The organism is Acidithiobacillus ferrivorans, assembly GCF_016250455.1.
GTDB classification, from domain to species: domain Bacteria; phylum Pseudomonadota; class Gammaproteobacteria; order Acidithiobacillales; family Acidithiobacillaceae; genus Acidithiobacillus; species Acidithiobacillus ferrivorans.
Window position 1 is genome coordinate 1,231,491 of the sequence record NZ_CP059488.1, and the last position, 22,678, is coordinate 1,254,168.

General features: G+C 56.8%; 21 protein-coding genes and 1 pseudogene. 13 read left to right on the plus strand and 9 right to left on the minus strand.

The annotated features are described in order from the left end of the window. The 6 genes from panB to H2515_RS06215 all read right to left on the minus strand — a co-directional run bounded on the left by panB (position 1) and on the right by H2515_RS06215 (position 5,983). On the minus strand, positions 1-786 hold the full coding sequence (panB, locus tag H2515_RS06190; RefSeq protein WP_065413876.1) for a 3-methyl-2-oxobutanoate hydroxymethyltransferase: 786 nt from the start codon (positions 784-786) through the stop codon (positions 1-3). After that, on the minus strand, positions 779-1,417 hold the full coding sequence (locus tag H2515_RS06195) for a deoxynucleoside kinase (RefSeq protein ID WP_232821583.1): 639 nt from the start codon (positions 1,415-1,417) through the stop codon (positions 779-781). Before H2515_RS06195 ends, panB begins: the two co-directional genes overlap by 8 nt. Then, positions 1,390-1,959, minus strand: coding sequence for a 2-amino-4-hydroxy-6-hydroxymethyldihydropteridine diphosphokinase (folK, locus tag H2515_RS06200; protein ID WP_065413874.1), 570 nt, complete (start codon positions 1,957-1,959; stop codon positions 1,390-1,392). The genes H2515_RS06195 and folK overlap by 28 nt, the downstream gene beginning before the upstream one ends. Further along, positions 1,917-3,314 carry a CCA tRNA nucleotidyltransferase gene (locus tag H2515_RS06205; protein ID WP_232821584.1) on the minus strand — a complete coding sequence of 466 codons (1,398 nt, stop codon included), beginning with the start codon at positions 3,312-3,314 and terminating at the stop codon, positions 1,917-1,919. Before H2515_RS06205 ends, folK begins: the two co-directional genes overlap by 43 nt. Further along, the gene (pcnB, locus tag H2515_RS06210; protein ID WP_198661193.1) at positions 3,286-4,785 is read right to left on the minus strand and encodes a polynucleotide adenylyltransferase PcnB; all 1,500 of its coding nucleotides are present in this window, start codon (positions 4,783-4,785) and stop codon (positions 3,286-3,288) included. Before pcnB ends, H2515_RS06205 begins: the two co-directional genes overlap by 29 nt. A 232-nt stretch (positions 4,786-5,017) precedes the next feature. Further along, positions 5,018-5,983: a glycosyltransferase family 2 protein gene (locus tag H2515_RS06215; RefSeq protein ID WP_035190327.1), complete on the minus strand. Its 966-nt coding sequence runs from the start codon at positions 5,981-5,983 to the stop codon at positions 5,018-5,020. A gap of 174 nt (positions 5,984-6,157) precedes the next feature. Between H2515_RS06215 and guaB the strand changes: the two genes are divergently transcribed. The 3 genes from guaB (at position 6,158) to proB (ending at position 10,610) form a co-directional block, all read left to right on the plus strand. Further along, positions 6,158-7,618, plus strand: coding sequence for an IMP dehydrogenase (guaB, locus tag H2515_RS06220; RefSeq protein WP_035190329.1), 1,461 nt, complete (start codon positions 6,158-6,160; stop codon positions 7,616-7,618). A gap of 3 nt (positions 7,619-7,621) precedes the next feature. Beyond that, positions 7,622-9,166, plus strand: a complete 1,545-nt coding sequence (guaA, locus tag H2515_RS06225; protein ID WP_198661194.1) for a glutamine-hydrolyzing GMP synthase — start codon at positions 7,622-7,624, stop codon at positions 9,164-9,166. 250 nt (positions 9,167-9,416) lie between these two features. Further along, complete coding sequence (gene proB, locus H2515_RS06230; protein ID WP_051984648.1) at positions 9,417-10,610, plus strand: glutamate 5-kinase; 1,194 nt, start codon at positions 9,417-9,419, stop codon at positions 10,608-10,610. On the opposite strand, the gene H2515_RS06235 is transcribed toward proB, so the two are convergent. Continuing rightward, positions 10,570-12,804, minus strand: coding sequence for a mechanosensitive ion channel family protein (locus tag H2515_RS06235; RefSeq protein WP_232821585.1), 2,235 nt, complete (start codon positions 12,802-12,804; stop codon positions 10,570-10,572). The two genes, proB and H2515_RS06235, sit on opposite strands and share 41 nt — an antisense overlap. Positions 12,805-13,311: 507 nt before the next feature. Between H2515_RS06235 and H2515_RS06240 the strand changes: the two genes are divergently transcribed. Next, positions 13,312-13,593 carry a hypothetical protein gene (locus H2515_RS06240; RefSeq protein ID WP_065413871.1) on the plus strand — a complete coding sequence of 94 codons (282 nt, stop codon included), beginning with the start codon at positions 13,312-13,314 and terminating at the stop codon, positions 13,591-13,593. A gap of 58 nt (positions 13,594-13,651) precedes the next feature. Then, positions 13,652-13,933, plus strand: coding sequence for a hypothetical protein (locus H2515_RS06245; protein WP_198661196.1), 282 nt, complete (start codon positions 13,652-13,654; stop codon positions 13,931-13,933). Between the two features lie 38 nt (positions 13,934-13,971). Here H2515_RS06245 and H2515_RS06250 read toward each other — a convergent pair whose 3' ends face one another. Further along, positions 13,972-14,796, minus strand: a complete 825-nt coding sequence (locus tag H2515_RS06250) for a ferritin-like domain-containing protein (RefSeq protein WP_035190336.1) — start codon at positions 14,794-14,796, stop codon at positions 13,972-13,974. A 200-nt stretch (positions 14,797-14,996) separates the two neighbouring features. On the opposite strand from H2515_RS06250, the gene H2515_RS06255 reads away from it, so the two are divergent. From H2515_RS06255 to H2515_RS06290, 8 genes and pseudogenes are all read left to right on the plus strand, one after another. Continuing rightward, complete coding sequence (locus H2515_RS06255) at positions 14,997-15,650, plus strand: L-threonylcarbamoyladenylate synthase (protein ID WP_065413869.1); 654 nt, start codon at positions 14,997-14,999, stop codon at positions 15,648-15,650. Between the two features lie 33 nt (positions 15,651-15,683). Further along, positions 15,684-16,343, plus strand: a complete 660-nt coding sequence (locus H2515_RS06260; RefSeq protein WP_065413868.1) for a site-2 protease family protein — start codon at positions 15,684-15,686, stop codon at positions 16,341-16,343. Beyond that, positions 16,343-17,554, plus strand: coding sequence for a tryptophan--tRNA ligase (locus H2515_RS06265; protein ID WP_035190343.1), 1,212 nt, complete (start codon positions 16,343-16,345; stop codon positions 17,552-17,554). Before H2515_RS06260 ends, H2515_RS06265 begins: the two co-directional genes overlap by 1 nt. After that, positions 17,514-18,371 (plus strand): segregation and condensation protein A, encoded by an 858-nt coding sequence (locus H2515_RS06270; RefSeq protein WP_232821586.1) that lies wholly within the window; start codon positions 17,514-17,516, stop codon positions 18,369-18,371. The genes H2515_RS06265 and H2515_RS06270 overlap by 41 nt, the downstream gene beginning before the upstream one ends. After that, a complete protein-coding gene (gene scpB / locus H2515_RS06275) occupies positions 18,364-18,867 on the plus strand; it encodes an SMC-Scp complex subunit ScpB (protein WP_035190349.1) in 504 nt (167 codons plus the stop codon). The genes H2515_RS06270 and scpB overlap by 8 nt, the downstream gene beginning before the upstream one ends. Before the next feature lie 189 nt (positions 18,868-19,056). After that, positions 19,057-20,362, plus strand: a pseudogene (locus H2515_RS06280) (NAD(P)/FAD-dependent oxidoreductase); the annotation flags it as partial. A gap of 130 nt (positions 20,363-20,492) precedes the next feature. Next, positions 20,493-21,368, plus strand: a complete 876-nt coding sequence (gene rluB / locus H2515_RS06285; RefSeq protein ID WP_035190352.1) for a 23S rRNA pseudouridine(2605) synthase RluB — start codon at positions 20,493-20,495, stop codon at positions 21,366-21,368. Between the two features lie 9 nt (positions 21,369-21,377). Next, positions 21,378-22,076 (plus strand): endonuclease III domain-containing protein, encoded by a 699-nt coding sequence (locus H2515_RS06290; protein WP_035190353.1) that lies wholly within the window; start codon positions 21,378-21,380, stop codon positions 22,074-22,076. A 124-nt stretch (positions 22,077-22,200) separates the two neighbouring features. On the opposite strand, the gene H2515_RS06295 is transcribed toward H2515_RS06290, so the two are convergent. Next, complete coding sequence (locus H2515_RS06295; protein WP_035190354.1) at positions 22,201-22,473, minus strand: hypothetical protein; 273 nt, start codon at positions 22,471-22,473, stop codon at positions 22,201-22,203. Positions 22,474-22,678: the final 205 nt, after the last annotated feature.

Consider the following 22,678-nt stretch of genomic DNA (forward strand, 5'->3'; position numbering starts at 1 on the left):
TCAGCACTTACGACGCGGCGGAAACTCATGGTTGCCCACGTCTCGCACATACTCGGCGAGGGCGTCACGCATGATCTGACTGCCTTCAATATAACGCCGTGCAAAGGGTGGGCTTTTCGCGCTGAGCCCCAACAGATCGTGCATCACCAGCACCTGGGCATCGGTATCCGGTCCGGCACCGATGCCGATCGTGGGTATGGCGATATCGCGGGTAATATTCGCCGCCAGCGCATCGGGGACCGCTTCCAAAACGACGAAGCGGGCGCCCGCTTCCACCAGTGCTCCGGCATCGGTCTGCAAGCGGCGCGCACTATCCGCGTCGGTACCCTGCCGCTGAAAACTGCCCCACTGCCGCACCCGCTGGGGAGTCAGGCCGATATGGGCGCAGATATTGACGCCCCGCTCCGCGCAGAAGGCCACCGTAGGCGCCATCTCCGCACCCCCTTCCAGCTTGATGACATCGGCACCGGCGCGCAGCAGGGCTACCGCCGCATCCCAGGCCTGCTCCGGACCCTTTTCGTAAGTCCCGAAGGGCAGATCGGCAAATACCAGGCAGTCCCCAGCCCCCCGCGCCACCATCCGGGTGTGATAAACCATCTGCTCCAGCGTAACACCGAGGGTGTCGTCGGCACCGGTGACCACCATGCCGAGTGAATCACCTACCAGTACGCCATGCACCCCCGCTTCCGCCGCGCAACGGGCGAAAGGATAGTCATAGGCCGTAACTACGGCGCGTTTGATGCCGTTTTGTTTGTCCTGCACCCAGCGGGCAATTTTCTTATGCATCGCGCTCCTCAGTCTCTTTCAGCCGATACCTGACGGTATCGATCAACTGCTCAGTGTGCCGCGGATTGTGGACAAAATCCACCTGCGCCGAGTCGATATTCAGGCTGGGCCAGGAATAGTTCGCCTGCCACGCACGGTAAGCCGTCTGCACCCGCTCCAGATAATCCGCTGTCAGTGCCTGTTCGTAGGCATCTCCACGGGTCCGGATGCGCTTCAGCAGGATCGGTAGTGGCGCCTCCAGGAATATCATCAGGTCTGCCGGTGCGGGATGGTAGTCCAGAGCCACGCGCAAAGCGTGAAAAAGACGAAGTTCTTCTGTATCCAGAGTAAGAGGGGTAAAAATTTCGTCTTTGCGCGCACTGTGGTCGCTGATGATCCAATGCTTATTGCCTGGGTGCTGCTGCCACTGTGCCCGGCGTTGCATTAAAAACTGCAACTCCGTCGCCAGCGCTGCGCCCGAACCTTGGTAGAAACGGCAGAGAAAGGGGTTTTGGGCGGGTGCTTCGAGAATGATTTGTCCACCCAAGGCATGGCCCAGTTGCCGTGCCAGACTGGTTTTGCCAGCGCCCATCGGACCTTCAATACTGATGATACGGGGATTGGTCATGCTTGGGCAGAACGGGCGTTGCACGCGGACGTTTCCCAAGTGCTGTCAGGGATACGGGTAATGGACTGTCCGGCCACAGCAGGCAGGTGATCGGCGATGCACCCGCAGCCGGGAATGATCAGTTCCGGATCAAACTCGGCAAGGGGGATGAGCACGAAGGCCCGCTCGTGCAGACGGGGATGGGGCAGGATGAGTTCCGGATCCGTAGAATGGGTAGTCCCGTAACTCAGCAGGTCGAGGTCCAGCACCCGGGGACCCCAGTAAATTTCGTCGGCGCGGTGACGTCCAGCGGCTGCCTCCAGCGTTTGCAGATGGCTGAGGAGGGCGCGGGGTTGCAATGCAGTTTGCAGGCGGGCGACCGCATTGATGAACGCAGGCTGGGTGATGCCGCCCACAGGTGCCGTCTGGTAGAGATGGGACTGCCACAGGAGGGTGCTTTCCGGTACAGTGGCCAGGGCCCCCAACGCATGTCGCACCTGTGCCACGGGCAGGTCCAGGTTGCTGCCAATACTGATCCAGGCGATTACGGTTGGGTGGACGGCAGGATGCCTTGTCTGATAAGCCATTGTCGGGCGGTTTCCTTGTCTTTAATCGCGCCATCCAGGCGGGCATCATGCAGGCGGCGCAGTACCGTACCAAGCTGTGGCCCGGGCGCCAAGCCCATGGCTTGCAGATCCTTGCCATTGAGCGGTGATGTCAGGCCACGCTGTTTCAGCAAGTAGTAGCGACCACTTTCGGTGATGGTAGCGCTTTCCGGGTACTCTGCAAGTAGCGCCAGTATGCCTGGCAGCGACAGCGATTCCCATAACTGCGCCACTGCACTGGGGTGACTTGCCGCCGCCAGGGCTGCCGGTATTTTTGACAGCCGGTGCAGATCGTTCAGAATATAACGCCCATCGGCCACCGGCCAATAGTGTAAGCGTTTCTCCGCCTCCGCCCAAGGGATATCCCGCCAGAGTATAGTCAGCAAAACGGCGGTGTCGCAAAGCTTCTCGTCAGGGAGGTGGCAGTGAAGCCAGTGGATTCCCTGTTGACCACGTCGTATTTTGGCAAGGAGCGACTCCACTTCCAGCGGCGTCGGGCGCAACAGTGGCCATAACTGCCAGGCACCCAGCTCTTCCAAGGCCGCCGGGAGGTCGCTGAGTTCAAGTAGATATTTCAGTTCACGCCATAAGCGCGCGCCGCTGAGTCGGGCGAAAATATCCTGGGTTAATGCCTCCTCCAGCAGACCGCGCGTGTTGGCTTCCAGTTGGAGTTGGAAACGCACGGCGAAACGCAGCCCGCGCAGAATACGAGTGGGGTCGTCCAGAAAAGAATGGGGATGGAGCACGCGCAGCAGACGCCGCTGGAGATCTGCACGGCCTCCATAGGGGTCCAGAAAGTCACCAAACTTTTCCGGATCCAGGGAGATGGCCATGGCGTTGATGGTGAAATCACGGCGGATCAAGTCTGTCTGAATAGCAGCAGGCTGCACCTCAGGCAGCGCGGCTGGCGCCGGATAATGTTCTATCCGGCAACGCGCCAGATCCAGCTGGAAGCCATCGGGATACTGGAGAATGGCGGTGCCGAAATGCGCATGATAGGTACATTGCACGCCGGACAGTTCCGCGGAACAAGCCTCGGCGACGGCGCGGACATCGCCCTCAATGGCCAGGTCGATATCTGGCACGGGGTGGTTTTGCAGAAAATCGCGGACGCAGCCGCCGACAAGATAGGCCGGTGTGCCAAGGTTCGCAGCAATCCTGCCGATGACGTGCAGGCGCTGGAGCAGCGCGTCTCCCCATTGCTGTTGCAGCATCTGGTGAATTTGTGTGGCGGGTAATGGGTCTGCACTTGGAGCGGCACTCTGTGCATCCAGAGCGTCATGTCCCATGGAAATGCGGGGATCCGGATTAATCGCTGTCGCTTTGTCCGTCGTCATGGCTGTCGTCTGCGCCGTCCGGCTGGGCCGCATCGCCGCCCTGATCAGGACGATTACCGCGCCGTCGCCGTCGCCGGGGACGGCGACGTGATGTTGCTGGGAGTGGTCCCAGTGCTGCTTCCTGTCCGGTTTCTTCGAGGCGGGCCTGTTCGATGAGGATACGTCGACCATCATGATCTGCGGTCTGGAATTGATCCCACCATTCCACCAAAGTAGCAGGTATTTCGCCGCTCTGACTGCGCAGACTCAGAAAATCAAAGGCTGCACGAAAGCGCGGATGGGCGAGCAGTGCGTGAGGGCGACGTCCGCCGCGCCGCATAAAACGCGCCTGCAAATCCCAGATTTCGCGCATAGGCAGAGCGAAGCGACGAGGGACAGAAACACGCCCAACGCATTCCTGCAACACGTCGCTGGCGGCTTGCTGCAGGGCGACCGTTGCGGGCTTGCCCTGCTGTTCGAGCAAGTGGCTTTGCTCTTGCAAGGCGGGCCAGAGCAGTGCGGCAAAGAGAAATGCGGGGGTTACCGATTTGCCGTCACGCACCCGCGTATCGGTGCCTCCCAGCGCGCCTTGCAACAACGCACGTGCCGCGCTGTGTTCCGCGTTGTCGAGGAGCACATCCACCTGCGGAAACAAGGCGGCAAATAGCCCCTGCTGACGCAGGTGTTCAAAGCTGGTTTGCGCGTTACCGTTCAGAAAAAGTTTTAGGGTTTCTTCAAATAACCGCGCCGAGGGCACCTCCTGCAGGCGCTCGCGGCAGGCCGCTATGGGCGCCTGGGCGGCTGTATCCATTATGAATCCCAGCTTGGCAGCAAAGCGAACGGCCCGCAGCATCCGCACTGGATCTTCCCGGTAACGCTGTTCCGGATCGCCAATGACGCGCAGACGACCGGCTTGCAAATCTTCCATACCGGTGGAGAAATCCAGAATGCTGCGGTCAGCGATGTTGTAGTAGAGTGCGTTGGCGGTGAAATCCCGGCGCCGGGCGTCTTCCTCAAGTGAACCATAGACGTTATCTGCCAATATGCGCCCTGTTTCGCTGCGCTCACTGGCCTCGTTTTCCTTGCCGTTCGCGCTGCCGCGGAAAGTGGCTACCTCGATGATCTCGTGGCCAAACTGTACGTGCACCAAGATGAAGCGTCGACCAATGAGGCGGGCGTTGCGCCGAAACAGTTTGCGGACCTGCTCCGGGTGCGCGTCCGTTGCGACGTCGAAATCCTTAGGCTCCCGTCCCAGCAGCAGATCGCGGACACTGCCGCCGACCAGATAGGCCTGAAAGCCGGCGCGATGAAGACCATTGAGGACCTGCAAGGCGCCTTCGCTGATTTGACGCCGCGAAACGTTGTGCTCGTTACGCGGCGTTATCCGTGCACCGGGGATGCCGGGTGATAGCGGCGAGGGCGCCGCCACCGTTTCGACGGCAGAATCTGGCAGGTTTAACTGCTTGGTAATAAAGTCTTTTATGGATACCAAGGGTGGTCTCTGGGTTGGTGGGACGTAATCTGGGCGACAGTGTACCTGAAAAGTTGTGGAAAAGCAGTGTTTGCTGGAAAGCACATGTGGCTAACAATGCCCAATATCCAGGAACAAGAATTACCGAGTAGACCATAAGATTTAGTTATGGAACGTGACCCGATTTGTGCTGCTATAATGCGGTTGCGGTGAATGTTGGGGATTATGAATCTAATAGAGCGCTACGCAAAGCCTATTTATGGATGTCATCTGCTAGAATCGTGTTAGGTGCATTGACCATTCCCCAAGCCTGTTTGACCAGATACACCGGCCTTTGCTTGCTTTCCTCATAGATCCGGCCGAGGTATTCACCGATCACACCGAGGGCCATGAGCTGCACGCCACTCAGAAACAATAAGGTAACCATTATGGATGGATACCCCTTTACCGGGTTTCCATACACAATGGTGCTGATTATCAGCCAGATGGCATAAAGAAAAGCCAGTAACGAAACCAGAAAGCCCAGATAAGCAGCGAGCTGCAGGGGTACTTGGCTAAAAGAGGTAATGCCTTCTACGGCGAAATTCCATAGCTGCCAATAATTCCACGTGGTCTTTCCCGAATGGCGCGGCGCGCGATGGTAATAAATGTTCGTGCTGCGAAAGCCAACCCAGGCAAACAAACCCTTCATGAAGCGCCGGCGTTCAGGGAGTGCTTGCAGGGCGTCCAGAACCGGGCGGGAGAGCAATCGGAAATCACCGGTATCGGGTGGTATCTCCACCTCGCTCATGCGATTGACAATCCGATAAAAAACATGTGCGGAGGCACGTTTTAACCACGATTCTCCTGTGCGGGAAAGGCGCACGGCATTAACCACATCAAATCCCTCCCGCCATTGAGCGAGCAGTTCGGGGATCAGTTCGGGGGGGTCTTGCAAGTCAGCATCCAGCGGGATGGCGGCATCGCTCAGGGTGGCGTCGAGCCCCGCGGTGAGCGCTGCCTCTTTGCCGAAATTTCTTGATAAATCAATAATTTTTACCCGTTTATCCTGGCTGTGCAGGGCAATTAATTGCAGTAGTGTATCATCGCTGCTGCCGTCATTGACGCAAATCATCTCCCAGGACTCGCCAGTTTGTTCCATGACCGCGCGGATGCGCGTATAGAGCGTTTCTAGATTCCCGGATTCGTTGTGACAGGGGATGATGATGGAAACCGTCATAAATTTTAAGATTCGAGTTATCGCGGAGCGGACCAGATCGGAAAGCTACAAGACTGGGTCTGTCGCGTCAAACCAGGCTGGAAAAAAGGTGTTTGCTTGGGTATAGTGCGGGATGCCTTTAGCCATGGAGCTGGTAGATCACCACCCGGCCCCCTTCTTGTTAGGTGAACCACGATGCAATTGATTGGCGAAGCCCTCACTTTTGACGATGTTCTTCTCGTCCCCGCCCATTCGGAAGTGCTCCCCCGTAATGTGCACATTGCGACCCAGCTCAGTCGCCGCATCAGCCTGAATATCCCTCTGCTCTCGGCGGCGATGGATACGGTGACCGAGGCCGCCATGGCCATCGGGATGGCGCAAGAGGGAGGTATCGGCATCATTCACAAAAACATGTCGCCGGACCAGCAGGCAGCACTCGTGCGGCGGGTCAAAAAATTCGAGTCAGGGGTCATTAAAGATCCCATTACCACCCGCGCCGATGTGAGTATTCGCGAGGTATTGCAGGTAATGTCCGAGCATGGGATTTCCGGCGTGCCGGTGGTGGATGGCGAGCGTCTGGAGGGTATTGTGACCCACCGTGATCTGCGCTTTGAAACACGCATGGATGCTCCGGTAAGCAGTGTCATGACCCCGCGCGAGCGTTTGGTTACGGTACCGGAAGGCACCAGTCTGGATGCGACGAAGGCCTTGCTGCATCAGTATCGTATCGAAAAAATGCTGGTGGTTAATGAACGCTTTGAGTTGCGTGGATTGATCACGGTCAAAGATATCCGTAAGGCCATAGAACACCCGTTGGCCTGCCGTGATGGACAAGGTCGTCTACTGGTGGGCGCAGCGGTGGGTGTTGGTGAAGGTACTGACGCGCGGGTACAGGCACTGGCTGAAGCAGGGGTGGATGTCATCATCGTCGATACCGCCCATGGTCACAGTCAAGGGGTGCTCGACCGGGTACGCTGGGTGAAAGATCATTTTCCGGAAGTAGATGTGATTGGTGGCAACATTGCTACCGCAGAAGCGGCATTGGCATTGGTGAAAGCGGGCGCCGACGCCGTCAAGGTAGGTATCGGACCGGGTTCCATCTGCACCACCCGCATTGTGGCCGGTGTCGGTGTGCCGCAGGTCACGGCTATCAGTAATGTGGCGGATGCGCTGGCGGGTACCGGCGTAGCGCTCATTGCCGACGGTGGTATCCGCTTTTCCGGGGATTTCGCCAAGGCTTTGGCAGCGGGGGCGCATACGGTTATGGTGGGTGGTTTGCTGGCGGGCACCGATGAGGCGCCGGGGGAAATCGAACTCTACCAGGGCCGTTCCTACAAGGCTTATCGTGGTATGGGGTCTTTGGGCGCGATGCAACAGGGCTCTGCCGACCGCTATTTTCAGGATGCCAGTCCGGAAGCGCCGAAGCTGGTGCCGGAAGGGGTGGAGGGCCGGGTTCCCTACAAGGGACCCGCCGGACAAGTCATTCATCAACTCCTTGGTGGCTTGCGCTCCAGCATGGGCTACTTGGGCGCGGAAGATTTGTCGGCCCTGCGCAGCCGTGCCCGCTTCATCAAGATTACCCAGGCGGGGGTGCGCGAGAGCCACGTACATGATGTGAATATCACCAAAGAAGCACCTAATTACCGAGTGGATTGAACCATGCAAGAACGTATTCTGATTCTCGATTTCGGTTCACAGTTCACCCAGCTTATCGCGCGGCGGGTACGTGAGGCCCACGTCTATTGTGAAATTCATCCCTATAACATGCTGCTGGTGGACATCCAGACTTGGGCGCCGCAGGGGATTATTCTGTCCGGCGGACCGTCCTCGGTGCATGATGCTGATGCACCGACGGTTGACCTGGGCCTATTTGCCCTGGGTCTGCCGCTCCTGGGAATTTGTTACGGTCTGCAATTGATGGCGCAGTTGCTGGGCGGACGGGTGGGTAAGGCGGAGCATCGGGAATATGGCCGGGCACATATTCAGATCAAAGAGGCGGTTGGCCCCTTGCTACCCTTTGGTGCCGCCGGTGACGCCGAAGAAGTCTGGATGAGTCATGGTGACCGGATTGAATCCATGCCCGATGGTTTTCGGGTGCTGGCCAGCAGTGCCAATTCGCCGCTGGCGGCTATTGGTGATCCAGTTCGGAACTTCTACGGCGTGCAGTTCCATCTGGAAGTGGCCCATACGCCCCGCGGTGCGGAGATGCTCACCGCCTTTGTGCGTGGCGTTTGCGGATGCACCGGTGACTGGACCATGCATTCCTACGTGGATACGGCAGTGGCGACGATCCGCGCCCAGGTGGGTAAGGGTCGGGTTATTGCCGCGCTCTCCGGCGGAGTGGATTCGGCTGTGGCTGCGGTGCTCATTCATCGCGCTATCGGCGAGCAGATTACCTGTATTTTTGTGGATAACGGTTTGCTGCGCTTTGGCGAAGCGGAGAAGGTGGCTACCGTATTCCGCAATTATTTCCAGATTCCCCTGCAGGTAGTCGATGCGCGTCAACGTTTTCTGGAAGTGCTTGCGGATGTTACCGATCCCGAAAAGAAGCGCAAAGTCATCGGTAATTTGTTCATCGAGATTTTTGAGGAAGAGTCGAAGCAGTTGGAAGGCGCCGACTTTTTGGCGCAGGGTACCCTGTATCCTGACGTGATCGAGTCCATTTCCTTTAAGGGGCCGAGCGCAACCATTAAGTCCCACCATAACGTGGGTGGTTTGCCGGAGCGCATGCACTTGCAACTGGTCGAGCCTTTGCGTGAGCTGTTCAAGGATGAAGTGCGGGAGTTGGGCCGTGAGCTGGGTATGCCCGAAGAAGTCATCCGTCGTCAGCCGTTCCCCGGACCGGGCCTCGCGATTCGTTGTTTGGGTGCAATTGACGAGCTGCGTCTGGAAGTCTTGCGCCGTGCTGACCGGATTGTCATGGAAGAAATCCGCGAGGCCGGATTGTATGACCGCCTCTGGCAGGCCTTTGCGGTATTGCTGCCGGTGCGTAGTGTGGGGGTGATGGGGGATGCGCGGACCTATGACGAAACCATTGCATTGCGTGCCGTGGAGTCGGCGGATGGGATGACCGCCGACTGGGCGCATCTACCCTATGAAGTGCTGGGTCGCATTTCCACCCGGATCATCAATGAAGTTGCTGGGGTGAATCGCGTGGTCTACGATATTTCATCAAAGCCGCCGGCTACGATTGAGTGGGAATAGTCACCGTTTCCTCCTTTTGTATGGCACTTTGCCCGCCTCGATATCATCGTTAATTCCTTTGTATAGGAATATCGGGATGGTCGTGACACATTTTGTATTTCTATATTTGGTCGATGTGTGTAAATTATGACAAAATATCAATCTAGTAGGTGTTTTATCACGAATTGGTCGCGGTTCTGCTCTTTATCGGAAGTGCTCTGAGAAAAACAAAATAAGGAGTGCTCTCGCTGGTACGGAGGATAGCAAAACCATGAAGATTAAATTGCCGGAACTGTCCCGGGATTTGGTGCAGCTCAAGGCCCAACGCTGGGTGATTAAAATCGGTAGCAGTTTGCTGACGGATGATGGCAAAGGCCTTAATGTCGATGCCATCCGCAGTTGGGTGCGGCAGATTTTGGCGCTTCGTCGATCCGGTATTGAGGTGGTACTGGTCTCCTCCGGTTCCGTCAGCGCGGGTGCTCAGCGTTTGGGTTGGACGGAACGCCCGACGACACTGCAAGCGCGTCAGGCGGCTGCCAGTGTCGGGCAATCGGCATTGATCCATACCTATGAAGAGATGTTGCGGGAAGGGGATAGACCAGGCGAAGTTCCGCTGCATTGTGGACAGGTCTTGCTGACCCATGATGATTTGCGGAGCCGCCGTCGATATTTGAATGCACGATCCGCGTTGCGGACGCTGCTGGATATGAATGTGCTACCCATCATCAACGAAAATGACACGGTCTCTTATAACGCGATTAATCTGGGAGACAACGATACTCTGGCGGCGGTCGTGAGTAATTTGCTCGATGCGGATCTCCTGGTGATTCTGACGGATCAGGATGGCCTTTTTGACGCCGACCCGCGGTGCTGTCCCGATGCCCGGCTGCTGACCGAAGTGAACGCCGGGGCAGCTATGCTGGAGCGCATTGCCGGAGGTGGGGGATCAGGTGTTGGTACCGGCGGCATGTTGGCGAAGGTCCGGGCAGCGGCTCGCGCTGCACGTTCCGGTACTTCTACCATTATTGCCAATGGCCGCTGCGAAAATGTGCTGCTGCGCCTGCAACGCGGGGAAGCGATTGGTACGTTTATACATGCACGCCTGCCTACCCTGGCGGCACGCAAGCGTTGGCTGGCCGGGCATTTGCGAGCGCATGGTACGTTGCATCTGGATGCGGGCGCGGCGCACGCTTTGCTGCGTGACGGAGGTAGCCTGCTACCCGTCGGGGTCACCGCCATTGAGGGCAAATTTCGCCGCGGGGATCTGGTGCTCTGTAAAGATCCTTTCGGTCATGAAATCGCCCGCGGTCTGGTCAACTGGGATGCCCTGGTGGTTGCTCGCAGCCTCGGAAAAAATAGTAGCGAACTCGCTGACGATCCCGAAGCGGTGGAAGGCGTACTGATTCATCGCGATAACCTCGTTGTCAACGATCTCCTGTCGGCTGAGCCAACTTCCCTTCCATAGGCAGAATCTGCTTGGACATAATGTGGACGTCCTGCTGCTGGTGCGCCAGTACCACGTTGTGGCGGAGCAGACTTTCCACCACGGAAGCCCGCAGGTCTGTCTGTACATTAAAGCTTTTGTTGCAGTCATCCAGATACACGCGCAAATAGAATTGCAGCGCATTTTCGCTGACGTCCAGCAAGAGTGCGGTGGGAGGAATACCACGCGGATCATCCTGTAATACATCGGGATGATTTTGACCTTCTGCTACCAGGAGCTCCTTCACCAGAGAGATATCTGCGTCGTGCGCAATGTTGAAGGGAATCATGAGGCGCAGCACACTGTTCGTATACATCCAGTTAGTCACCTGACCGGCGATCAATTCAGAATTTGGAACGAAAACCTCGGTGCGATCAAAAGTAAGGATCAGAGTGTAACGGATGCTCATTTTTTGCACATAGCCCTGGGTAGTGCCTACCTGAATCCAGTCACCGACCCGTATGGGACGCTCCAGAAGCAGAATCAGGCCAGAGACAAAGTTATTCACGATGTTTTGCAGGCCAAAGCCAATACCCACGGATAATGCGCCAGCGATAATGGCGAAATTGTGCAGTGCCACACCCGCGGTGGAGAGTGCGATGAGTATGGCGATAATGAATCCGGTATATCTGACGATGGATAACACCGAATGGCGGGCCCCACTTTCCATGTGGCCAATAATACGGGAATGATTAGTCAGATATTGCTGAACCACGGTATTGATGTTGAACAGCAGGATGAGCAGCAGGGTGGCGATCGCCCAGCGAAAGGGCTGGACATGAAAACTGCCGACGGCGAAGCCGGTGATAAAATATTTCCAGAGGAGCGTAAAACCGGCATGCGTCAGGCCCCAGGCATACAAGATGAACGCGGCTATCCCCAGCCACACGAAGGTGTGACTGATAGTGCTTAACCAGGCGATCCACGGCAGTGGCTGGTCATCTTTAAGATTCAGGCGGTGGCGCAGGAAACGCTGCCAGTGACTGGAGGGCTGCGGTGGTTGGGACCAGAAATCGGTCAGTCCCCAGGAAAAAAAGAGGCCAATGCCAAAGGCGAACAGAGACATCAGCAGACCAAAGAACAGATAGTTCGATAGATTGCGGTAGCCCAGGATGGTGAATGCGGCGGTGACCATTAACGCCAGGAGTGTCAGTGCTCTGAGCAATGGGTAAGTATGGAAGGGCTTGTGCGCACCCACCCCCCAGATCAGCCAAAATACCGCACCAAGTAGTGTCAGATGATATACGGAGTAAAAGAAGTCCTGGTGCGTCAGAGAGAGTGGGTCGCTGGGAGCCATGACCAGCCAGGCAAGGCCAAATACGGCTAGAGTGGCAATGGATTGTAACCTGCGCAGCGTAGAACGCAGCGTTTGCGGTGGCCAGTCAAAATGTTGGCTGACCACCCCGGAGGGTCTTAATGCCAACGCAAGAAACATAGCAGTAAAGGCGTAGCCACCCCACGTGACTAATAAGAGCATAATCAAGGGCGATAAGGTGTTGGTAAAAGCGCTAATCGCCGCGATGGTGCTTATCCCCGCCAGCAAAGGCACGTAGTGATAGAAATTGTTTTTTGCAATGGGCAAGGGGTGCTGGCGGTGTATTTTTTTCGCCAGTGGCGCACGCAGAAACAGTGACAATACAAAGATAACTACGCCAATGGCAAAGGATATCTGCAAGCTTTTCTGCGCAAAAATAGATTGGCCATTCTGCATGAGCCAGAACTCCCGTTCACCCACCCAGGTGCTGATCGGGACGGATTGCAGGGCAAGCGCCTGTTGCCAGAGGTTGTGATCACGCTGCAACAGCATTGCGGCATGCAGCGCTTCCTGCTTCTGCTGGATTTTCTGGGCCAGATCCGCACTGGCGATTGCGAGGACCTTGCAGGTGGCGAGCTCTCCGCTGAGATTTTTTTGCTCACCCTGTAGTTTCAGCCGTAACGTACTGAGATTCTTTGGTTCACCGGCCACAGCGGATCCCAGTATACCCAGACTTTTATCTATTTGGTTGAGGTTGCCGCTCCTTTCGGTTATGCACTGGTGCGCGTTGTGGCTGAGCGCATCTACGGTTTTCTGCCAGGATAGAAGCTGTTGTAAATCGACGTTTTTTGATAAATCCTGGTGTATCGATTGCAGCACCGCGCTGGTCTGTGACACCGGTGTGCTGGAGGCGTGTGCCAACCGTGGAAAAATCAGTATGATAAGGCATATACCTAACAAGGATAAATAAGAAAAAATATGCCTTTTGTTAAAAATATTCCAGTTGTTGATCCATAAAATGTTCGTCCGATGAATCACATACCGCTCCTTTGCTGAAGCCATTTATGAAGCCATAAATGGGCATCGGGTTGCGTGGGGGGTCATCTTATCACAAGTGATGCTGGTGTGCTTCTGCATGCGGCTTGTTGTAGTCACGTGGCCACCCTACTAGGTGCTGATTTGCATGATAAAAACAACAAGAAGGAGGTGCACCGTCGGCATATAGCGACAGGTTGAAGGGGGCGTGGTCCTGAGGCCCGACTTTTTTGCGGGGCATGTCTGCTGGATGATGCATCTGCAAAGCGGCTGCGGCCTTTCATAAGTAGGCGTTTTGGCTTTCCCGCACGCTGGTGTTGTTGACCTTTCGGCATCTATGGCATGGAAAGTGCTTCAGCGTAAGGTGTGTGATTATCATATGAGGGATTAGTCATGAAGAAGCCCATTTATAGTGCTCTGTTTGTGGCGCTGATTGCCGCACCTTTCATCGCTTTGGGAGGTTTTGTGCAGGAGGTGACGCCGCTGGATTCAACAACGGCTGCCTCTGCCCGACCGATGGTAACCAGTGGTCAGCGGGCGGTGGGCGAGGCGCAGTTGGTGATGGGTCATGTTGAGCAGGCGAACTGGCTGTTGCTCACCCCGGAGGAGTCCAATCATGCATCTTCATCTGCCCCTCATCATCAGGCGGTGTCTGTGACGGTATGGTCCCTGTAGCCAGGTAGGCAACGGGCGACTGTTCCCCATTTTGATTGAAAAAAATGTGGAGGAAATTATGTCTACTAACAAATGGAGTTTCCTGCTGTCAGTGACAGCATTAGGTGCGGGTATCCTGTTATTGTCGAATCCGGCGTTTGCGGATGGGGATGGCTGGGGTGGCCCGCCGGCCATGAATTTATCTATCGGTGTCCCTGGTGTTATTTACTCAGCGCCAACCTATTACCGGGCACCGCCCGCTTACTACTATGCACCGCCCCCACCCCGGCGCTGGTACCGGCATCACGAATATCGCTGGCACCGTGAGCATGAGGATCGGCGCTGGGGTGATGATGATTGAGATGGCGGTTAGTAGGTGGCGCGCCCATGGTAATACGGTTAATGGATGATGGCGCGCCGTGCGCTGCGCGCTAGTAAAGGAAGCACGGCTTTTTGTAGCATGGGGGGTAAGGCGATCGGTTTAAGCAGCATTTTTATCGCCATATCGAAGGGGTAGTGATGCCTTATCCAATTGCCCATGCGGCGTCGAAATGCCGAGAAATCCTCTGGAGAGAATTGTTGCCCGGGATTTTTTACTTCAAAAGCATTTTTGAGGGCCAGATAGCTGTCTTCCTGATCTGCCTCGGCTACACGTTTCCAGAGTTCGCGACCGATGCGCCAGCGTGAATTTTTTTCACGCGCCTGGTATTGCAGAAAAAAGCGGTAGAAATATTTATAGTGGTGGATTTCGTCGGCGCGAATGCGGGCAGCGAGTTGGCGCAGTACGGCCTCCGGGCTGGCCGCCTGAATCATCGTATAGAAGCTGGCCGTACCCGTCTCGACGACGCAGCGTGAAGCCATTTCCAAGGCATGTGTGGGTCCCAGTAACTCAGTGCGACAGTAGGGTACATAAGCCTCTACAAAGCCCTGATAAGCGCGTTCCCAATCAAAACCCGGCCAAACAGTGAGCACATATTGGCGCAGTGCGTGCCCATGTTGTACCTCTTCGAGCTCCCACTCCTGGCGTAACCACGCAGTGGCGCTTACATTCTCCCGATAGTAATTCACTAGGTTACGGGTGTAGAGATCAGACAGTGTTTCTACGAAGGAAGCACCGGCTAATAGATAAAACCAGTCCATATTGTCGATGATTTTTTCTTTTTCAATGGCCGCGTAAGGAATATCGGCCAGAGACCAGGTCGGACGGACGTCATCTGCGGGCATTGTATCTGCCGCCTCCTTAAAATTCTGGCAGTGGGGTTAACGATTGTAGCGCATATCTTGTTGTGATGCTTCTGTGGCGACAAAGGTGGTACGTCTCTTCCGGCTTTGCCAATGTCCGCAATGCTGGTGCCATCTGGCGGGGTCGGGTGCGGCTGACGTATCATCCTCAAAAGCAAATTTGCGTCGTTAAGGAATATACCATGGCGTTGTGTATAGAGTTGCATCCCGTGAATCCACAGCCGCGACTGCTGGCGCAAGCGGTTGAGGTGCTGCGTGCGGGGGGCTTGCTGGTCTATCCTACAGATACCTGTTACGCCTTGGGCTGCATGATTGCGGCGCGGGAGTCGCAGGAGCGGTTGCGGCGCATCCGGCAACTGGATTTGCAGCATGACCTCTCGCTCCTGTTCTCCGGCATTTCCCAATTGGCGGACTACGCCAAACTGGACGATCGCGCCTATGCACTGCTGCGCAAGACCCTGCCCGGACCTTATACCTTCATTCTGCCGGCTACCAAAGATGTACCGCGCCGTCTCGCTGACCCGCGCAAACGCAGTATTGGCGTGCGGATACCCAAAAATCCCTTGTGCGAAAATCTCATTACGGATTTGGGGGAGCCATTGATGAGTTCCACCCTGCAACTTCCGGGCGCCAGTGCGCCACTGACGGACCCAGACGAAATTTGCGAGGTGTTGGGGAATCAGGTGGACATGGTGCTGCTTTCGGGTGTGGGTGGAGTGCTCTGTTCGACGGTGGTGGATCTTCTGCAATGGCCGCCGCGGGTGCTCCGTGAAGGCTCTGGTGACCCAGGGTTGCTGGGCCTCAGTGTTGCCGCCCAGTGTCCCGTGCCATATTAGGCGGACGGGGCATTACGCTGATATACTGCGTCCATGTCTGATGCTGCGCAATTTATCCGAACCCTGGCCATTTGGGCCATTCCTGTGCTCTTCGCCATTACCGTGCATGAGGTAGCTCATGGCTGGGTCGCCTGGAAGCGGGGTGATCCTACCGCCATGCTTATGGGTCGACTGACCCTGAATCCGATTAAACACGTTGATCCTTTTGGAACGATTTTGCTGCCGGGTATACTGCTCCTGTTTCACTCTCCTTTTCTCTTTGGTTACGCCAAGCCGGTACCCGTCAATTTTGGCGGACTGAAAGACCCTAAACGCGATATGGTACTCGTCGCCATCGCCGGGCCGGTCGCTAATCTGTTGATGGCCTTCTTCTGGACGCTGGTGTTGTGGCTGGGTGGACATCTTCCCGGTGTCTTGGCGTATATAGGTGAGCCCATGCAGTTGATGGGCGAGGCGGGCATTATGATCAATGTCATTCTGATCATTTTTAATCTGATCCCCATCCCGCCTCTGGACGGTGGTCGGGTGGCAGTGGGGCTCTTGCCGGCGTCCGCCAGTATTGCCCTGAGCCGGGTAGAGCCTTACGGGTTCATTATTCTGATTGTGCTGCTGTTTACCGGCGTACTGTGGTCCGTTCTGGGTCCTCTTTTCCTGTTGATGCGCAACTTTTTTCTGACTATCGGCGCTTTGTGATGAGCGAGATCATCGTTTCCGGCATGCGACCGACTGGGCACCTGCATCTGGGGCATTATCACGGCGTACTCAAAAACTGGCTGCGTTTGCAGGACACAGCGGAATGTTATTTTTTTGTTGCCGACTGGCATGCGCTGACCACCCATTATGAAACGACACAAGGAATCAGTGCGGCAGTCTGGGATCTGCTTATTGAATGGCTGGCGGTGGGGGTGGACCCGGACAAGGCCGTGCTCTTTATTCAATCTCACGTACCACAGCACGCAGAGTTGGCACTGCTGCTGGGGATGCTGACGCCGCTGCCCTGGCTGGAGCGGGTGCCGACCTTCAAGGATCAGCAAGAAAAGTTGCGGGAGCGGGATCTTGCTACCTTTGGATTTCTGGGTTATCCGCTGTTGATGACAGCTGATATCCTGCTTTATGACGCCCACAAGGTGCCGGTGGGGGCGGATCAGGTGGCGCATTTGGAGATCAGCCGGGAGCTGGCGCGGCGTTTCAACAGTTTCTATGGTCGTGATGCCGGTGCTGCGGCGCAGGTGGAAAAGGGCCTGCAGGCCATGGGTAAGCGCGCGGCGAAGACGTTTAGCGCCTTACAGCAGCGTTTTCAGCAAAATGGGGACGCACTGGCGGTGACCGAGGCCGTGGAGTTTCTCGAACAACAGGCGGGGCTCAGCGCTGGGATGCGCGAACAGCTTCTCGCGCGACTAGAGGGCAAAGGCCGGGATATTCTCCGTGAGCCGCAAGCGCTGCTGACGGCCGCCTCCAAAATGCCCGGGCTCGACGGACAGAAGATGAGCAAGTCTTACGGCAATACCATCCCACTACGCGCAGCGCCGGAAGAGGTTCAGAAAAAAATCCGTACCATGCCCACTGACCCGGCGCGGGTGTTGCGCACGGATCCGGGTACACCCGAAAAGTGCCCGGTCTGGGCCTTGCACCAAGTCTATTCCGGTCTGGAGACGCAGTCTTGGGTACGTGATGGCTGTATCACGGCGGGCATCGGCTGTCTGGATTGTAAACGGCCGCTGATCGAAGCCGTGCTCGCTGAGCAGGCCCCGATCCGTGCGCGGGCAGAGTACTGGGCGGCCCGGCCGGAGCAACTGCGGGAGATCGCTCATGGGGGCGCTCAGCGGGCCCGCCAACGCGCTGAGCAGACGCTGGAGCGGGTGCGTGCGGCCATGGGTCTGGCGCATGGGCAGCACGGCCTCTGAGCTCAGTCTTTCGGCAGCGCCCATGCAGGTCCATGGGCGGCCCCTGGAAACTCTGCCCGATGGTCTCTTCATCCCGCCGGATGCCTTGGAACTGTTGTTGGAAAGCTTTGCCGGCCCGCTGGAATTGCTGCTCTGGCTGATCCGCCGTAACCGCATGGATATCCGCGATATTCCAGTGGCCGAAGTGACCCGGCAGTATCTGCTCTACCTGCACGAAGCACGTCGCCGCAATCTGGAACTGGCGGCGGAATATCTGCTGATGGCGGCTTGGTTGGCGGAGATCAAGGCCCGCATGCTGCTGCCCGTGCCACCCGCAGCAGACGATGAAGACTGCGATCCCCGTCTGGAACTGGCACGCCGCCTGGAGGCTCTGGCTACAGTGCAGGGGCAAGCGGCGGCGCTCGACGCTTTGCCCCAAGACGGACGGGATTTCTGGTCGGTTTACCCCGCAACCCATCCTGATCTGCCGGTGACACCCCCGCTGGTAACCCTCGCTGATCTCGTAACTGCCTGGCGGGCATTGCTTCTGCGTCCGGCGCGCAAGCCACCTCCCGCCCATGCTCTGACGAATCCGCATATGGGCTTACGGCAGCGGATGATGGAGTTACTGCTGCATTGCCGTCGGGAGTCACGCCCCTGGAGTTTCATCGAGATCTTGCCGCCCGCCGCAGATCGCCTGACCCTCGCTGTATCACTGTTAGCCCTATTGGAATTACTCCGGCAACAGGCGCTGATTTTGATAGACGACGAAGAGGGGGAGTGGCGGGTGGCGGCGGTGGCTGCTGCCGAAGAACGCAGGATAATATTCGATGCGTGAGGCGCTCCTGGCGTTGCTTCTATCCAGCGCTGAACCGCTCTCCCGCGAGCATCTGGCGTCCATCCTTGACGATAATCCGGACTACGCCGGATGGGAGGCGGAGCTGGATACTCTGCTGGCCGTTGGTGAAGGGGTTCTGCAACTCGTCTGTGTTGCGGGTGGCTATCGCTTGCAGATTCATCCGCAGCACAATGCCCTCCTGGCACGTCTTCACGTCGAGGCGCCACGGCCTTTATCCAAAGCGACACTGGAGACCTTGGCGGTGATCGCCTATCAGCAGCCGGTAACGCGACCGGAAATTGAGCACTGGCGGGGCGTGGCCGTGAGTGCACAGATTATGCAGCAGCTTCAGGATCGGGGCTGGATTATGGTTGCCGGGCACCGTGAAACCCCCGGTCGCCCCGCGCTCTGGGTAACGACGCCCCAATTTCTGGAACATTTTTCTCTGGCCTCGCTGGCCGGGTTACCAACGGTCATGGGGGCAGCAGAGGTTTGACGCGAAGAGGAAATTGCGATGGTATGGGGCATGATAAAAAAATGTTAGGAAACTTATAACGATCTGATTTGACGAATTTGGGGCGTACTATGATACTCAGACAGATATGCAAATTAGGGCTCGGTAAGCGGGGGCAGGTGTTGTGGCTTACCTTGGATCTGGCGCGCTAAGTCACGTGAGGAGTAAACAATGGCACATGTCGTAATTTTGGGTGCAGGCACCGGCGGAATGCCGGCCGCGTACGAAATGAAAGAAGCTTTGGGTTCAGCCCACGAGGTGACGCTGATCAGCGCCAATGATTATTTCCAGTTCGTGCCGTCCAACCCGTGGGTGGGCGTAGGCTGGAAGGAGCGCGACGACATCGCGTTCCCGATCAGACCTTACGTAGAACGCAAAGGGATACACTTCATTCCGCAGTCCGCCGAGCATATCGATGCCGAAGCGCAGAATATCACCCTCGCCGATGGTAGCAAGGTGCATTACGACTATCTGCTGATTACTACCGGTCCGAAGCTGGCTTTTGAGAATGTGCCAGGTTCCAACCCGCATGAAGGCCCGGTACAGTCCATTTGTACGGTGGATCATGCAGAGCAGGCCTTTGCTGAATATCAGGCGTTGTTACGTGAGCCGGGCCCTATCGTCATGGGCGCTATGGCGGGTGCCAGTTGCTTTGGTCCCGCTTATGAATATGCCATGATTGTCGCCTCTGACCTCAAAAAGCGGGGCATGCGCGACAAGATTCCATCCTTCACCTTCATCACGAGTGAGCCCTACATTGGTCACCTGGGCATTCAGGGCGTGGGAGACTCGTCGGGTATTCTGACCAGGGGGCTCAAGGAAGAGGGTATTGAGGCCTATACCAATTGTAAGGTCACCAAGGTCGAAGACAACAAGATGTATGTGACCCAGGTGGATGAGAAGGGTGAAACCGTCAAAGAAATGGTTCTGCCAGTCAAGTTCGGCATGATGATCCCAGCCTTCAAGGGCGTGCCTGCCGTGGCTGGTGTCGAGGGCTTGTGCAATCCCGGCGGTTTTGTCCTGGTGGACGAACATCAGCGCAGCAAGAAGTATGCGAACATCTTTGCAGCGGGTATCGCTATTGCGATTCCGCCGGTGGAGGTAACCCCGGTGCCGACCGGGGCGCCGAAGACCGGTTATATGATCGAGTCCATGGTGGCGGCGGCGATACACAATATCAGGGCAGATTTGGAGGGCCGTAAGGGCGAGCAGACCATGGGCACCTGGAATGCGGTGTGTTTTGCCGACATGGGTGATCGCGGTGCAGCGTTTATTGCCTTGCCCCAGTTGCGGCCCCGTAAGGTCGACATCTTTGCCTATGGGCGCTGGGTGCATCTGGCCAAGGTTGCATTCGAGAAATACTTCATCCGCAAGATGAAGATGGGTATCTCCGAGCCGTTCTATGAGAAAGTACTGCTTAAGATGATGGGTATCACCCGTCTTAAGGAAGACGGGTGATACCCATCGTAAGGCTTCCGGACCGTTTCATGGTTCCTTAGAAAACTACCCCGCCTTGGTTGCGGGGTATGTTTTTTGTAGGTGCGAGAGCGCGGACGGGATATGATCCGGGAAGTATTGGTCGCAGCTTGTGTAGGTTTTGGAGAAATATGGACGAAAAATTGCAGAAGGTACTTGCTCGTTTTGGCCTGGGGTCCCGCCGCCTGATGGAGGAGTGGATCGCGGCAGGGCGTGTGGTGGTGAATGGCCAGCCCGCCAAACTGGGTGATCGGGTGACGGCACAGGACAAAATTGCCGTTGACGGGGCGGCATTGCGGATTCCCTCCTGGGTGCGTCCACGCCTGCGTGTGCTGCGCTATCACAAGCCGGCCGGGGAACTCACGACCCGCAGTGACCCCGAGGGCCGCCCCACGGTTTTTGATCGTTTGCCGCGCTTGCGCGGTAGCCGTTGGATCACGATTGGGCGTCTCGACTTCAACACTGAGGGCTTGCTGCTGCTAACCAATGATGGTGATCTGGCTAATGCGTTGATGCATCCGCGTGCGGGCATCGAGCGGGAATATGCCGTCCGGGTGATGGGGGCGGTGAGTCCGGAGCAGCAGACCAGCCTGTTACAAGGTGTGCCACTGGAAGATGGCGAGGCACGTTTTGCGACTTTGCAAGAGGCCGGTGGTGAGGGCCTCAATCGCTGGTATCACGTCACTCTGGCCGAGGGGCGTAATCGCGAAGTGCGACGACTCTTTGAGGCAGTTGGCCTGACCGTGAGTCGCCTGATCCGGGTGCGCTACGGGGTGGTGGAAATGCCGCGTTTGCTCAAGACCGGTTATTTTGACGAATTGCCCGACGAAGAGCGCGAAGCCTTGCTTGCCAGCGTGCAGTGGGTCAACCCCGCGACGCCGCCTCCTGACCAGGCGGAGCGCGGGACTGGGGCGTCTGAACCGCGCAAAAATAATAGTCGGCGAGAAGCCCGACAGGGGGCGCCGCGCGGCCGAACGGGGCAGGGACGTCGGGTGGTCCGGGGTTAGTTCCTGCCGATGCCAGGGGAAAGGGGTTGGTTAGTCGTATTCGGGGTGCTGGAAGCGGCTTTCGGCCCGCAGGAGTGGTGGCCGGCGCAGTCGCCCTTTGAGGTCATGGTGGGCGCGATCCTGACCCAGAATACCGCCTGGCGCAATGTCGAAAAGGCGATTACCAATCTGCGGGCGGCCAATGCCCTGAGTGTGGCAGCCATCCTGACACTGTCCGAAAATGACCTGGCTGAACTGCTCCGGCCATCTGGATTTTATCGGATAAAGACCAAACGTCTGTTGGCATTGTGCCGGTTTCTGAAGGCGCGGGGGGTGGACGTGGTGCCGGAACAGCTCGCCCGGCAGGCGGCCGTTCCGGCGCTGCGTCGAGACTTGCTGGCAGTCCACGGTGTCGGTGAAGAAACGGCGGATTCCATTCTGCTCTATGCCCTGAACCTCCCGGTTATGGTGGTGGATGCTTACACTCGCCGGATTGGGGGCCGCCTGGGTCTGCTGGAGAATCATCTTTCCTATACCGAGGTGCAGGCTGCCATTGAGGCTGAGTTGGAGCCCGGCGACGTGGCAGTACGTAATGCGCTGCATGCCTTGCTGGTCTCTTTGGGTAAGGATTACTGTCGGCCGCGTCCGCGCTGCGATACCTGTCCGCTCCATACGCACTGCGCTTATGCGGCAGGACAATGCCGCCCTCGTCAACCAGAACATTCATAACGAAAATTTATGGCAGTATTGGCGGTGTAAGTTTTATGAAACAGGATGGATACCGCATGTCATTTTTGGTGTTGGTGGCACAGACAAGGACGGCGCAATCTTCAATAATCGCTCAAGTCGGAAGTTACTCGACGATAATTTCCAGCGCACCGACATCCAGCAACGCGGCCTCCGCCATCGCCGACTCCCTCTCATCAAAGCCGTAGAATTCGCATGAAACGACGTCTTTTTCTGCAAAAACGGCATGCTTCAGGTGAATTTGTTGCTGTAGTATTTTGCGTAATACGTCATAGTAATCCAGACGATCCGGATGGTTTTCCATCAGTGCTTTCCTGATGCCGGAAAATCCCTCTCTGACGGCATTCTCATCACTAAATAAAGCTTTTATGGCAAACATAAGGCTCCTTTTATGTTTTCTTCAGCAGCGCGATGGCCATCCCGACCAAAAAACCCAGAACAATGAAGATAAACGCGTCCAGTATAGCACGCATCGCGGCAACGCACATTGAAGGGGTTGACACGGCGATTGAGTAGGTCCACGACAGCCGGCACTTTGAAGGTGTACTGAATGACTGGAATACCAGCACGGAAGTGTATGCGGA